This window comes from Snuella lapsa (assembly GCF_039539345.1).
GTDB classification, from domain to species: domain Bacteria; phylum Bacteroidota; class Bacteroidia; order Flavobacteriales; family Flavobacteriaceae; genus Snuella; species Snuella lapsa.
Window position 1 is genome coordinate 41,188 of the sequence record NZ_BAABCY010000078.1, and the last position, 14,013, is coordinate 55,200.

A 14,013-nucleotide genomic window follows, 5' to 3' on the forward strand; every position below is an offset into this window, starting at 1 on the left:
GGTGGTTTACTTAAAGATACAAAAAAAAGTGGTAGATTTATAGTTGTAATGAAGTTATTGGGATTGTATTGTTTGTTACATATAAGTGTAAGACCTTAAGGGTGGATTTTAATAGGGAGGATTTATAAAGAGGCAGATCTCGTTTATTTAAATATTTGTTATAAAGTTAACTAACAAATAGAGTACGTTGTATTAGACTGCAAAAATAGTATTAGGAAAGGTTAGATTTTCACAGGAATTAAGTAAACATAAATTATATCTTGGAACTTTTTTGACGAAGATTTAATGAAAAGGACATTTGAAGCGTCTTTTTTATTTGTAAAACATAGCTTAATGTAAAGTATATTATAGGGTTTTGCTGTTAAAAACTGTATTGAGCATAACGTAGTATACCGCAATATTGATTTTTATGAAGTATAGGTTAATAACAGTTACTATTTTCACGTTCATACTCTTTGGAGTCCTTTTTATTCCATTGTTAGGTGAAATTGAGAATACGTTTTTTCTTTTTCTAGGACGCTTTCATCCTTTAATTCTACATATTCCCATAGGAACTTTAATAGTATTGTTCTTAATGGAAATGATAAGTGCGCTTCGTCCGAAATTGAATTTGGATGCTGCATGCGATATTTTGCTTTGGTTTACGGCTTTAAGTATAATACCAACGGTTATTATTGGTTTCTTGTTAGCTTATGGAGGAAACTATAACGGTGCTGAGTTAGGAAAACACCAATGGCTTGGTTGGTTTACGGCATTAGTATGTGTTTGGTTACTAGTGCTACGCCACAAAAGGCCATCGGTACAAAAGGATCAGGTAAGTAAGCTGTATAGAGTTGTTCTATTAGTTAACGTTGTTTTGCTGTCCTTAGCAGGGCACTATGGAGGTTCGTTAACACATGGGGCCAATTATTTAACTAAGTATATGCCATCTGGACTTAAGACTGTTCTTGGGGTTACTCCCGAAAACTATGGGGCTTACATGGCATTAAATAATCCAGGAGATTCTACTTCGGTTCAAGCTGTACATTACCAGACCAAGGTAAGGCCTGTCATGGAAAAATATTGTTTTGAATGTCATGGTGAAGATAAGCAAAAAGGAGGCATTCGTTTGGATGTTTTACATTGGGACATGATTAATGGGCCAGATGCCGAAGGATGGCATTCTGCATTGGACATGATAAATTCTGGTGAAATGCCGCCAGAGGAAGAGCCCCAATTGCAAGATGATGAACGCCGGGCAGTAGTGGATTGGATGACCAAGAACCTTGAACAGGCCGCAATTGCCAAGCAGGATGCGGATAAAGGTGTTATGCGTAGGCTAACAAAAAAGCAGTACACCCATTCGTTAAATGAACTACTAGGCGTTTCAGTTAATTTTGGGGATGTGTTGCCAGATGATGGAAAATCTAAGATGGGCTTTAGTAATAATGGCAACATTTTACAAACTTCGTCATTGCATGTAGACTATTATCAAAAAATAGCAAGAGAAGCCTTAGATAAAGCTATCGTTTTTGGTGATAAACCAGAGATTCAAAAATATAAAGTAACTTTTGGAAAAGATATAGGAGACGGTAAGACGGGAACAGAATACTGGGGCTATCAAACAGCTGCGATTAAGAAGAAAGATTTGAATATAGAAATCTTAAATGATCGGGGCGTTCCTTTTGTAGCCGATACAACAAAACAAGAGACCGACCCTATAATTGCTCTTAAAAACAAAATAGGGATTGGTATGAGAGGATCTGCTAGTAATCGTTATGCTGTAGTAGATGAAGGTATCATTTTAAGCTCAGCCTTACCGGCCAAAGAAGTAGCTCCTAAGTCATGGCAAGGGCCGTCCCCTAATTTAAAGATGTTAGTTAAGGAAGATTTTCCAAGGACAGGAGATTTTGTTTTTAGGGTAGAGGCTTCCAGAGGGTATAGCTCATGGTTAACTGAAGATGAGCGCTTAATAGATTTAAGAAAGGATACGCCCGCACCTCAATCGTCTGAAGCTATACTTATAACGGCACAAGATGTAACACCAACAAATAATTTAGTATTAAGGAACAAACGTTTATTGATGCCCGAAGATGTTGCTGCCATATCTCAGGCTAATTTTGAATACAAGGTGCCTAAGTCGGGTGTATACCAAGTAGACTTGGTGCATCCTTATGCATCAGATGATGCCATGCCTTCCTATAATATGAATCTTTTGGGAGGTAAAAAAAATGGGATGGTTAGTAAGCGTCTTTACATGAAGGAGGAGCTAAAGGATGCTGCTCAAATTACAACACCTGTCACATTGATTTATTTGTCTGAAGGAGACCATAAAGGATATATTGGAGGGAAATTTTTTGTTGGATTTAGTCGTATTGTGCTAACGCCATTATCTGAAGAGGAGCTTTCTGAAGCAGCATTCGAGAATGAAGCAAAAAAGAATGAGCAGAAATATAAATCGGTAAATCCGTCCATACAGGTGTTTGCTGGTTCCAGAACCGATGATGGGATGGACTACAAAACATTTGGCGAAAGCAGAGAGGTTACGGCTCCTTTTGGTGAATCCCAAATGTTTGAGTTTGAAGGAAGGTTAGAAAACTTACCAATTCCTCTGGCAAGTTCGCAAGTAAGTGGAGATTTGGCAAATATTCTGACTCTGGGACTTTGGAACAACCATTTGGTCAAGGAAAGTCGTTTTAACGGCCCTCCGTTACTGATTAAATCGGTCGAATTTGAAGCGCCTTATTATCCTGTTTGGCCTCCAAAAAGCCATACAGAAATTTTCTTTGATTCACCAAACAAGGCTAATGAGGCCTTATATACAGAAGAAGTCCTAACGCGTTTTATGGAGCGCGCTTTTAGACGGGAGCTCAACGAAGGGGAGCTGGAACGTTACATGGATTTCTGGAAAGAAATTAAGGATGATTTTGATCGTTATGAAGATGGTATAAAAGAGGTTTTGGTTGCAGTATTATGTTCTCCAAATTTTATTTACATCTATGAACCCGAGAAACCAGAAAAGAAAAAGTCTGATGACCAATTTATCCTGGCTTCCCGTTTGTCCTATTTTCTTTGGAATTCGCCTCCAGATGAGACCTTAAAGGCATTGGCTACGGAAGGTGATTTGTATGATGAATTACCTGAACAAGTAGAACGCATGGTGCAAGACCCGAGAATAACCAGAATGGTACAGTCATTTACTTATGAGTGGTTGCGTTTAGACAGGCATAAAAGTATGGATACAGATGTTCATGAATATGCCGATTATACTAGGTTTGTTAAGGAAGACATGGCTAAAGAAACTTACGAGTTTATTAACTATATATTAAAGAATAACTTGAGTATCTTAAATTTTATAGACTCAGATTTTGCTATGTTGAATCAAAACCTTGCCGAGTTTTATGGTATTGAGGGAGTGCAAGGAAATGAATTTCGTCCAGTAAGTTTAACCGAAGAAATGCATAGAGGTGGATTGCTCTCTCAGGGAGCATTTTTAAATGGGCATTCCGATGGTGTTCAGGCGCATCCTATAAAACGTGCTGTTTGGTTAAAAGAAAAAATATTGGGTGATACCCCACCGCCACCGCCACCAAATGTACCCGAGCTAGATCCGGAGACACCTGGTTTTGAGGATTTGACTCTGAAAGAGCAATTGTTCTTACACAGAAATAAGACCTCGTGTTTGGATTGCCACCGAAAGATTGATCCTTATGGTGTTGTTTTTGAAAATTATGATGCCGTTGGAAGATACCGCTTAGAAGCTTCAAATGGAAAGTCAATTGATTCTAAGTCGAAGTTGCCGGACGGGACAGAAGTAGAAGGTATTCAGGGTATTAAAGATTATATCTTGAGGTTAAAAAAAGAAGATTTTACCAGATCGTTAATAGAACATCTTTACGCTTATGCTTTAGGAAGGGATGTTAGTTTTGCAGACCAGGAAACGATTGATGGTATGGTAGAAGAAGTCATAGACGATGAATATCGTTTTCAATCGGTCGTAACTCAAATTGTTTTGAGTCCGTCATTTTATAAAAAGGAACCTAATTGGTTCCAAAAAATAGTTGGATTATGAGTAAAAAACCTTGGCATTTAGATCGTAGAACCTTTTTAAAAGGGTTCGGGGTAGCATGCATGCTTCCTTATTTTGAAAGTATGGCTATGAGTAGTATTTCAAAATTTATTACTCCCACGCAGCCAAAACGCTTGTGTTTTCTTTATTTTCCTAATGGCGTAGGTATACCACCGATAGAAAGCCATTATCATAAAGACTGGAGCTGGTTTCCACATGGTGAAGGAACTGATTATAAGCTCACAAAAACATTGTCGCCTTTGGCTCCTTATCGCAGCGATATGTCAATTTTAGGAGGATTGAGCCACCCAAACAGTCGTCAATTGTTGGGGCACATAGCAGGAGACACCTGGCTAACAGGAGGTGATTTAAGGGGAGAGTATAGAAATAATATATCTATCGATCAGGTAGCTGCTAAAAAGTTAGGGCAATATACACGCTTTCCTTCATTGTCATTATCTACTGATGGCGGTGTAGGCTATAAGTCAAGGGTATCGACCTTATCGTTTAATTCATCGGGACGACCCATTCCATCAGAGCACAGACAGCGTGAGATCTTTGAGCGGTATTTTTCGCCAAACGGTACGACGTCTACTAACGAAAGAAGGAAAAGTTTGCACCAAGGTAAAAAGGTTGTCGATTTAGTTTTAGAAGATAGTAAAAACCTACAACGACGTTTGGGTGCTAATGATAAAGCAAAGTTAGATGAATATTTAACATCGTTAAATCAAGTTGAAGAGCAGATAAAAAGAAATGAACGTTGGTTAGATGTTCCTATGAAGGATTTTGACGCTAGTCTAATTAATTTGGATGTTGACCCAGTTTCAGCGCCTCAGGATTATGTGCGATCCATGCTAGATTTAATCGTTCTTGGCTTTCAAACAGATTCAACAAGGGTTATTAGCTATATGATGGCAAGGGAAGATGGTATGGGCTTTGGAGATAATTTTCCGAAAATAGCGTTAGGTTTAAAAGGACATCATGGAATTTCTCACGATAAAGCCAGAGGGCACTGGGAAGAATGGGGACGTTATGACCAATGGTTAACGAAGCAGTTAGCTTATTTTATTAATAAAATGAAGAACACAACAGACGAACACGGTTCGCTATTGGATAATACACTTATTCTGTATGGTAGTGCTTGTAGTTCGACACATAATGCTAGAAATTATCCGCTTGTCCTGGCAGGCGGCACTAACTTAGGGGTTAAACACGGTAGCTATACCAAATTTGAGGAAAAACATACAGTTATGTCTAACCTCTTTGTAAGCATGCTCAATAAAGTAGATGTGCCTACAGAACAATTTGCTGATAGTACTGGACCGCTAGGTTCTATTCTTTAAGGTCAAAGCATAATAGAAATATTACTAACAATTCCAACAGTAAATAAATAGTTATTTATCTACTGTTTTTTAATTATTACAATGAAGGAAAACACATCTCAATCAAAAACACCTGTATTACCATTTGTATTAGTAACATTCTTATTTTTTGCATGGGGTGTTCCCGGTAGCATGACAGAACCACTTATCTCAGCATTTAAGGATATTTTTAAAGGTATGAGTAACTTACAGGCTTCACTTGTACAAGCAGCCTTTTATGGAGCGTATTTTATTTGGGCCATTCCTGCAGCTTTTTTAATTAAAAAAACAAGTTACAAAACAACTATAATGGTTGGTATTATACTCTATGCTATTGGAGCGTATTTGTTTATTCCCGCAAGTGAAGCCCAAGTATATAATTATTTTTTAATAGCCCTTTTTACTTTGGCAACGGGTATCTCATTTTTAGAAACATCTGCAAACCCATATATTATAGCTATGGGAGATGAAAAAACGGCTGTACAGAGATTAAACCTTGCACAATCATTTTTCCCATTTGGATCATGGATCGGAACCATTATAGCAGGACAAGCCATTTTAAGTAACTTAAAAAGTGCAGAGGACAAAGTTGGCATGACAGTAGAAGAATTGGCCGTTTTACAAACCGATGAGTTGGCCATTTTAGCGTCACCTTACGGATATATTGCCATTATTGCAGCTGTTTTCTTTGTTGTTTTTGCGGTAACTAAAATGCCCGCTTATAAGGATGATGACAATGAAAACTTCTTTGCCGTATTTGGTAAGAACCTAAAAAAACGGCGTTATATTTTTTCGGTAGGAGCGCTGTTTTGTGCTATGGCTGCTCAATTTGGAACGTTTGCATTTATTATCCCCTATTTAAAAGCGCATTATTCTGAAGCTGGTGAATTGGTTGATGGTGGACGTGCAGGAGCTTTACTAGCCTATGGCGTTTTCCTTTTTATGGTGATGCGATTTGTATGTACCTGGTTGATGAAATTTATCAAACCAAGTAAGCTGCTTGCTATCATGTCTGCACTTGCTGTCTTTTTTACTGTTTGTGCCATTTTGTTACCAGGAAACATTGGAGGCGTAAGCCTGATTTTAGTTTGTGGATGCGTCTCATTATTATTCCCCACAATTTATGGTATAGGATTACAGGGGCTATCATCTGTCGAAACAAAAGTAGGTGCCTCAGGTCTTATAATGACCATTATTGCTGTAGGGATTATGAACCCAGTACAGGGCTACGTTATTGATAAAACGTCTATAAGCATATCTTACATCTGTACACTAATACCGTTTATCCTCTTAGTAATCTATGGTTTGAAAATTGAGAAGTTTTCGAACAAAATATAATTAATCCTCTTGAATACAAAAAAGAGCTTGAGCTGTTCTATGAAAAACTTTATCTCCAATAACTAATGGATGTGATAAGGTGCGCATGGTGCCGCTTTCACCCATATCGTTTAAACTGATAAAAGCATTTTTATCCCAGTTAGTGGCAGACAGATCAAAGGTGTAGGTCATGCCGTTTTCTAATGTAAAATATAAGGTCGAATTTACCGCTAAAGGATTGGCATTAAAACACCTGAACCAACCATTTAAGGTGCCTCTACGGTCTTCAGCGACATCAATACCTCTGGAATTTGTAGTTCCGGATCGAATAAGTTTTCGCCAAACAGGATGCTTGTCATTGTCGATATCTACTGGAACTTCTACATATTCAACCACATTAGTGTTAAGATTAACCCGTGCTGCTGAATAATGAGGGCCTTTTATGGTTTGTCCCGAAACTATTCTTTTTTCTAGATGGTCTGGGTGTGTTTGCAGGGTCATAAAATAATAATAATCCCCTTTCATAAAGTTACTATAGAAATTAGGGACAACCTCTATGTTTTGATCATTTAAATTAACATTACTTTGCTTAATGTATTGCTTTTTTTCTTCACTATACTCTGAAACTATTACATTATCGGATAAACTTATTTCCTTGATTTTCTTGCCGGTATCCGTATCTAAAACATAAAGTTTTCCTTCATAGATCCATACAGTATATTTTTCGTTCCAAGTACTGTTGTAGAAAAAATCACGGGCTGGTAATTCTGCTTCCCAAATAGTTTCACTATTTTCAATATTAACCAATGAGTATCCATATGGCTTTTCAGGCACCTGATGCGCTGAACCTATACGAGCAACCATAACACCGTATTTTCCATCCTTTGTTTTTCCCATAATAGGGGTAGAATAGTGACCGACAGCTGCTTTGGATTTCCATAATACTTCGCCCGTATCTTTATCTAAAGCTACCAAATAGTGCCAGTTAGGATTGCGTCCTTCAGTAGCTTCTTCAACAGGTTCTGGTTCTACATTAATTAGAATGTTTTTGTATAGAATAGGTTCATATTGCTTATTAAAAGGAAAAATAATATCACCAAGTTTTGAAATAGGAGTCCAACTTCTTTCCCAAATTACATTACCTTCTAAATCAAAGCAAACCACTTTTCCACTGGCATTGATAAACCATACTTTTTTACCGTCGCTTACTGGTGTTGGAGAACTTGAGTTGCTAAAACCATACATGTAAAGAGATTCAGTTTCTCCTGTTATTTTTTTTTGCCATAATTTTTCTCCAGTTTTCGCATTGTAGCAGAGTGCCAAAATATCGGAGCCTCTTTTTGTAATTGTATCATAAACAGGCTTCATTATAGATAAAAAAAGTAAATCACCAACTTTAATAATTCCATTTTGACCTGTTTCTTCTAAAGGAGCTTTCCATAAAATATTTTCATCCTTGCGAACACTCCATTTGGTGACTTCTTTTTCTTTTTGAGTAGACCACCACTTATAATTTGCACCAGCAGGTTGACTGGTTGGATTATCATTTGTCTGTACATGATTAGCACAAGTAAAAAAAGAGCAGCAAAGACCTACTAAAACAATTTTTATAGTAAAATGTGAAAACATAATTATTCTTTTATGGATTTTATTGTCTATGGTTAAGTACAAAGTTATATTATAGTGTCTGTTACACAAATTAATTAAAGGGTATTATGAAATTGATTGGTATTAAAAACAATTTAATTTTTGAAATGCTTCTTGGTCGCAGAAATTAATTTGTCAATTATAATACACAATAAATTACCCAAAGTAGAGTAACTTAAAATTTTTTCTAGTCTATTAACCATTAAACTATTCAAAATTTTATTGAAATAGATATTAGTAGTAATTTTGCTTTATGAGTAAACCACTTACAGAGCAAGAATTACATAATTTAGCCATGAACCATGTTGGAAAGGATTTAGAACAACGTGGTTTTGAGTTTATTGCGGTTAACAGTCGGTTAAGAAAACATCCTCAGTTTGTATGCATCGATAAGAACAATCAATATTATTTTGTGATAGTTAGGGCTGTTATTTTGCCCGATAATCCCAATAATTATGATGTTGTATGGATGGAATCCTTTAAGAAACATGCGCGTGAAAAGAACGCCAAAGTTTTGTATGCTGGTGTAGGTCTGGGTAATGCTTCAGACGAAAGTCTTCCTATTTATCTGGACGAAGATTATTTAATGGAATATAATGGTATTCAGGTCTTGGATACCAATTTAAATTAAGTGACTTATGCGTATTAGATCGTTAGTAGGAGTTTTAATTGTTTTGTTGCTAGGTTCATGCAGTAAACCAGATACTGTCAAGACATATCTTGAAGGGGCTGTTTTCGGAACTTCGTACCATATAACCTATTTTTCTAAACAGAATTTTCAAAAACAATTTGATAGTTTGTTTTATGTGATTAATAAATCGCTATCTACCTATCAAACCAATTCGGATATTTCCAAGTTGAACAGAAATGAGGCAACTGTAATAGATATGTATTTTGTTGAAGTATTTGATGCCTCAAAAGCCATTTACAAAGCGACAGAAGGTTTTTTTGACCCAACTATCGGTGCTGTAGTTAATGCTTGGGATTTTGGACCAGAAGGAAAGATTGAACAGCTGGATAGTCTTAAAATAGATAGCTTGATGCTTTCCGTTGGGCTTGATAAAGTAAAGCGTATAGATTATTCTATAGAAAAGTTACCTGGCACTTTCTTGGATTTCAATGCCATTGCCAAGGGATATGGTGTCGATGTAATTGGACAGTTTTTAGAAAGCAGACGTGTAACTGATTATATTGTTGAAATAGGGGGAGAAATAAGGGCTAGTGGTATGAATATAGAAAAACAATTGCCCTGGAAAGTGGGAGTAGAAATGCCAAACTTTAATGGAGAACAATCTATTTTAAAAGCAATTTCTTTAAAAGATGAGAGTATGGCAACTTCTGGAACTTACAGGAAATTTAAAACGGACGCCAATGGTAATCGTTACGCGCATATTATTGACCCTAAAACGGGGTACCCAAGTAAAACAAACTTATTAAGTGTTTCGGTAATAGCCAAAGATTGCATGACGGCTGATGCTTATGCCACGGCTTTTAAGGCAATGGGTATAGAGAAGGTGAAATTTTTTTTAAAATTACACCCAGAGTTAAAGGCATTTTTGATTTACGAGAACGATAAGAGCGCATTTGAAACATTAGCTTTAAATGACTTTCCTGAAAATTAATTATTTTTAAAAAACTAAAAATGCCCGTTAAGATGAAACAATCCCTGCTATTATTTGTTGTTATTTGCTTGATTATCTCTTGTAAACAAAACAAGGAAGAAGCTTCCAATGCCACTTCCCTTACTGTAGCTGAAAAGATTGCAAAAGCGCATGGCTTTAAGCAATGGAAACAGGTAAGTAAGATGGAGTTCACTTTTAATATCGATAAAGATAGCAGTCACTTTGAACGTGCGTGGACATGGTATCCGAAAACGCAGGATGTACAATTAATAATAGCTAAGGATACTATTAGGTACAATCGAAATACAGTAGACTCTTTAAGTATACAGGCAGATAAAAGCTTTATAAATGACAAATTTTGGTTGTTCATCCCTTTTCAATTGGTTTGGGATACACGAACAAATATTTCTACTCCTGTTGTAGAAGATGCGCCAATAAGCAAGACCTCAATGCATAAAATTACCCTAACATACCCTAATGACGGTGGCTATACACCAGGTGATGCTTACGATCTGTATTTTCAGGATGATTACATTATTAAGGAATGGGTGTTTAGAAAAGGGAATAAAGAGAAGCCCTCACTTGTTAGTACTTTTGAAAAGTACAAGGATTTTAATGGTATAAAACTAGCATTAGAACATAAAAAAGCAGAAGGAAGCTGGAATCTTAATTTTACAAATGTTAGCGTTGTTTTAGAGTAAGTCTGCTTTTAACTATCCCTTAAAATCATGTTTTACATGTGTACCGTCACAATAAGGTTTGTTATTAGAACCTCCACAACGGCAAAAGGCAGTTGTTTTATTCTTAATTTCGGAAGTCCCATCTTTATGTGTAACTTTAAGAGTCCCGTACACCAATAAAGGACCGTTTTCCAAAACCTCTACTTTGGTTTCCATAGTTTCGGATTGCATATCATTTTTAGCATTCATATAATAGCTCAACGCACCCGACGGGCATTGTTTAACTTGGTTTACTATGTTTTCTGTGTTAGCGCCATCAATTTTTATCCAAGGCCTGTTTCGGGGCTGAAAAACACCGGGTAAGCCTTTGGCACAGATGCCAGAATGAATGCATTTTTCAGTTTCCCAAACAACTGTTACTTCACCATTTGTATACTCTCTTTTTTTACTCATAACGCAATTTTTACTCGATGGTCAAGATTGAAATAATTTGAATTTACTACGAAATCAAGACATTATTTCCAATAAAAGCCTCGCAAGCTTGCCTCGAGGTGATTTAACTAAATATACAAAAAAAATAGCATTACGTATTAAGAGTCTTGATGCGGTCAATTTCTTAATGCAGAATCCTTATTTTTGTTAGAAACAGTTAAAAGAATATATTTTGTTTAGTTATAAATTAGGTTTGGAGTATGCCAAGGAATTAGATCAAAATGATGTGTTGGCAACTTATAGGAAACAGTTTTGTATCCCTACGAACGAGCATGGTGAACCTTTGATCTATATGACCGGTAATTCACTTGGATTACAGCCAAAAATAACCAAAACATATGTAGAAAAGGAATTAAACGATTGGGCTACTTTAGGAGTGGAAGGTCATACACAGGGGGAAACACCTTGGTTGCCATATCATGAACTTCTTACCAAAAATATGGCTAAGGTGGTAGGGGCTAAACCTATTGAAGTGGTAGTAATGAATACACTAACCACAAATCTGCATTTAATGATGGTATCTTTCTATCGACCAACAACATCACGGTATAAAATACTGATAGAAAGCGATGCGTTCCCATCCGATAGGTATGCCGTAGAATCGCAATTGCGACATCATGGGTTTGATGAAAAAGAAGGTGTGATTCTATGGCAATCACGTGAAGGTGAGGCGCTTTTGTGTTATGAAGATCTGGAAACTATTATGGCGGCACATGGGGATGAAATAGCTTTAATCATGATAGGAGGTGTTAACTATTACACTGGACAGTATTTTGATTTAAAACGGATTGCCCAATTGGGTCACAAATATGGTTGCATGGTTGGTTTCGATTGTGCACATGGAGCTGGTAATGTAAATTTGAATCTACATGATTCTGGTGCTGATTTTGCAGTTTGGTGCACCTACAAATATTTAAATTCGGGACCAGGTAGTTTAGCCGGATGTTTTGTACATGAACGGCATGCTTATAATAAAGAACTTAACCGCTTTACGGGGTGGTGGAGTCATAACAAGCAGACGCGATTTAATATGCGCGACGATTTCGACCAGCTTCCAGGAGCCGAAGGGTGGCAGTTAAGTAACCCTCCAATTCTCTCTATGGCAGCCATAAGAGCCTCCCTTGACATGTTTGGAGGGGTAGGAATGCATGCCCTTACAGAAAAGTCGAAACAGTTAACCGGGTATTTCGAATTTTTATTACAACAGTTGGGAGATCATACAATTAACATAATTACTCCTAAAAACCCAGAAGAACGTGGCTGTCAATTATCCATTCAAGTTATGAATGCCGACAAAAGATTGCATACTAAATTAACCAAAGCAGGTGTATTGAGCGATTGGCGTGAACCCGATGTTATTAGGTGTGCCCCGGTACCTTTATACAATAGCTTTATGGATGTTTACTTGTTGGTGGAAAAATTGAAAGTAATTTTAAATGACAAATAAGGAGAACATACAAATTATAGGAGCCGGACTTTGTGGTGCCCTCTTGGCATTGCGACTGGGGCAGCGCGGCTACAATGTTGAGGTTTTTGAAAAACGTCCCGATTTGCGTAGAGTACATATTAATGCAGGGCGCTCTATTAATTTGGCTTTTTCAAACCGAGGGATTAAGGCTATGAAGTTAGTAGGGATCCAAGACAAGGTAGAGCCACTTTGCATTCCGATGTATGGGCGTATGTTACATGATGTTGAGGGCAACACCATATTGTCACCATACAGTGGACGGGAAGATGAATACATAAATTCTATTTCTAGAAACGCTTTGAATGCCCTATTGCTAGATGAAGCAGAAGCGTTGGATAATGTTACTTTTCATTTTAACCATAAATGTACTTCGGTCGATTTTGAAAAAGGGATTTCCCAGTTTTATAAATACCAAGATCAAACAGAATTCGCCAAAAAAGCCGATGTTATAATTGGGACAGATGGTGCTGGTTCTGTATTGCGAAAAAGTTATTTTTTGGCAAAGAAGTTTCTGTTTAGCTTTTCTCAGGATTATTTAACATATGGTTATAAAGAGTTAAGTATTTTACCAGATAATAATGGCGATTATAAGGTCTACAAAAATGCTTTGCATATATGGGGGCGCGATGCGTTTATGCTTATCGCATTGCCCAATTTGGATGGAAGTTTTACGGTTACCCTGTTTTTAAGTTATGATGAAGGAACGTATAACTTTAATAATTTAACTACCAAAGCACGTGTGCAGGAATTCTTTAATACTTATTTTAAGGATGCTTTAGAGCTGATGCCAAACTTGGTCGATGAATTTTTTAAAAATCCAACATCACCCTTAGGGACAGTTAAATGTGCACCGTGGCATTACAAGGGGAAAACATTGCTTATGGGAGATGCAGCGCATGCCATAGTACCCTTTTATGGGCAAGGGATGAATGCATCTTTTGAAGATGTTGTAGAATTCGATAAGGTTTTAGATGCAGGTCACAATTCTTGGGAAGCCATTTTTAAAGCCTTTGAGAGGATGCGTAAAAAGGATACGGATGCTATTGCCGATTTGGCTATTGATAATTTTCATGAAATGAAAGGACATGTTAATAAGGCTATTTTCAGAGAAAAGCGTAACTTAGAGATGGCATTCGAAAAGCAATTTCCTAACGAGTATGCTTCAAAATATGCCTTGGTAACTTTTAATGAAGATATGGGGTATTGTGAGGCTATGCTAAGGGGGCGTGCACAGGATAAGGCTATTTTAAATATGCTGGCTGATAAGGAAATTACCCTTGATGATGATTTAAGGGAGACTTTAAATAAAGTAAAAGCAGAAACTGAGCATATTTTAGAAGAGGACAGCATTGCAAAAAAGATGCGTCACTAAAAATAC

General features: G+C 36.9%; 10 protein-coding genes. 8 read left to right on the top strand and 2 right to left on the bottom strand.

All coding sequences use genetic code 11. From position 1 onward, the window contains the following. Nucleotides 1-409 precede the first annotated feature (409 nt). The 3 genes from ABD792_RS14570 to fucP all read left to right on the top strand — a co-directional run bounded on the left by ABD792_RS14570 (nt 410) and on the right by fucP (nt 6,747). The gene (locus tag ABD792_RS14570; protein WP_345007008.1) at nt 410-4,051 is read left to right on the top strand and encodes a DUF1592 domain-containing protein; all 3,642 of its coding nucleotides are present in this window, start codon (nt 410-412) and stop codon (nt 4,049-4,051) included. Continuing rightward, a complete protein-coding gene (locus tag ABD792_RS14575) occupies nt 4,048-5,391 on the top strand; it encodes a DUF1552 domain-containing protein (RefSeq protein WP_345007009.1) in 1,344 nt (447 codons plus the stop codon). The genes ABD792_RS14570 and ABD792_RS14575 overlap by 4 nt, the downstream gene beginning before the upstream one ends. 81 nt (nt 5,392-5,472) lie before the next feature. Continuing rightward, nucleotides 5,473-6,747 carry an L-fucose:H+ symporter permease gene (gene fucP, locus ABD792_RS14580; RefSeq protein ID WP_345007010.1) on the top strand — a complete coding sequence of 425 codons (1,275 nt, stop codon included), beginning with the start codon at nt 5,473-5,475 and terminating at the stop codon, nt 6,745-6,747. Here the strand turns inward: fucP and ABD792_RS14585 are convergent, their stop codons facing one another. Further along, nucleotides 6,748-8,355, bottom strand: a complete 1,608-nt coding sequence (locus ABD792_RS14585) for an outer membrane protein assembly factor BamB family protein (protein WP_345007011.1) — start codon at nt 8,353-8,355, stop codon at nt 6,748-6,750. 271 nt (nt 8,356-8,626) lie between these two features. Between ABD792_RS14585 and ABD792_RS14590 the strand changes: the two genes are divergently transcribed. Genes ABD792_RS14590 through ABD792_RS14600 form a run of 3 tightly spaced genes read left to right on the top strand, consistent with a single transcriptional unit; the run spans nt 8,627 to nt 10,696 of the window. Next, nucleotides 8,627-9,004 (top strand): Na(+)-translocating NADH-quinone reductase subunit F, encoded by a 378-nt coding sequence (locus ABD792_RS14590; RefSeq protein WP_345007012.1) that lies wholly within the window; start codon nt 8,627-8,629, stop codon nt 9,002-9,004. A 7-nt stretch (nt 9,005-9,011) separates the two neighbouring features. Beyond that, complete coding sequence (locus ABD792_RS14595) at nt 9,012-9,995, top strand: FAD:protein FMN transferase (RefSeq protein ID WP_345007013.1); 984 nt, start codon at nt 9,012-9,014, stop codon at nt 9,993-9,995. A gap of 32 nt (nt 9,996-10,027) precedes the next feature. Then, entirely contained in the window at nt 10,028-10,696 is a 669-nt protein-coding gene (locus ABD792_RS14600) for a hypothetical protein (RefSeq protein WP_345007014.1), read from the top strand. Nucleotides 10,697-10,708: 12 nt separating this feature from the next. Here the strand turns inward: ABD792_RS14600 and ABD792_RS14605 are convergent, their stop codons facing one another. Then, nucleotides 10,709-11,128: a (4Fe-4S)-binding protein gene (locus ABD792_RS14605; protein WP_345007015.1), complete on the bottom strand. Its 420-nt coding sequence runs from the start codon at nt 11,126-11,128 to the stop codon at nt 10,709-10,711. 211 nt (nt 11,129-11,339) lie between these two features. On the opposite strand from ABD792_RS14605, the gene kynU reads away from it, so the two are divergent. Both kynU and ABD792_RS14615 read left to right on the top strand, forming a co-directional pair. Then, entirely contained in the window at nt 11,340-12,614 is a 1,275-nt protein-coding gene (kynU, locus tag ABD792_RS14610; protein ID WP_345007016.1) for a kynureninase, read from the top strand. Beyond that, a complete protein-coding gene (locus ABD792_RS14615; RefSeq protein WP_345007017.1) occupies nt 12,604-14,007 on the top strand; it encodes an FAD-dependent oxidoreductase in 1,404 nt (467 codons plus the stop codon). Before kynU ends, ABD792_RS14615 begins: the two co-directional genes overlap by 11 nt. Nucleotides 14,008-14,013 lie beyond the last annotated feature (6 nt).

What these genes read in the sequence shown, in the direction of transcription:
- ABD792_RS14595 (WP_345007013.1), top strand. Translation starts at nt 9,012, where the DNA reads ATGCGTATTAGATCGTTAGTAGGAGTTTTAATTGTTTTGTTGCTAGGT.
- ABD792_RS14590 (WP_345007012.1), top strand. Translation starts at nt 8,627, where the DNA reads ATGAGTAAACCACTTACAGAGCAAGAATTACATAATTTAGCCATGAAC.
- ABD792_RS14575 (WP_345007009.1), top strand. Translation starts at nt 4,048, where the DNA reads ATGAGTAAAAAACCTTGGCATTTAGATCGTAGAACCTTTTTAAAAGGG.
- ABD792_RS14585 (WP_345007011.1), bottom strand. Translation starts at nt 8,355, where the DNA reads ATGTTTTCACATTTTACTATAAAAATTGTTTTAGTAGGTCTTTGCTGC.
- ABD792_RS14600 (WP_345007014.1), top strand. Translation starts at nt 10,028, where the DNA reads ATGAAACAATCCCTGCTATTATTTGTTGTTATTTGCTTGATTATCTCT.
- ABD792_RS14615 (WP_345007017.1), top strand. Translation starts at nt 12,604, where the DNA reads ATGACAAATAAGGAGAACATACAAATTATAGGAGCCGGACTTTGTGGT.
- ABD792_RS14570 (WP_345007008.1), top strand. Translation starts at nt 410, where the DNA reads ATGAAGTATAGGTTAATAACAGTTACTATTTTCACGTTCATACTCTTT.
- fucP (WP_345007010.1), top strand. Translation starts at nt 5,473, where the DNA reads ATGAAGGAAAACACATCTCAATCAAAAACACCTGTATTACCATTTGTA.
- ABD792_RS14605 (WP_345007015.1), bottom strand. Translation starts at nt 11,128, where the DNA reads ATGAGTAAAAAAAGAGAGTATACAAATGGTGAAGTAACAGTTGTTTGG.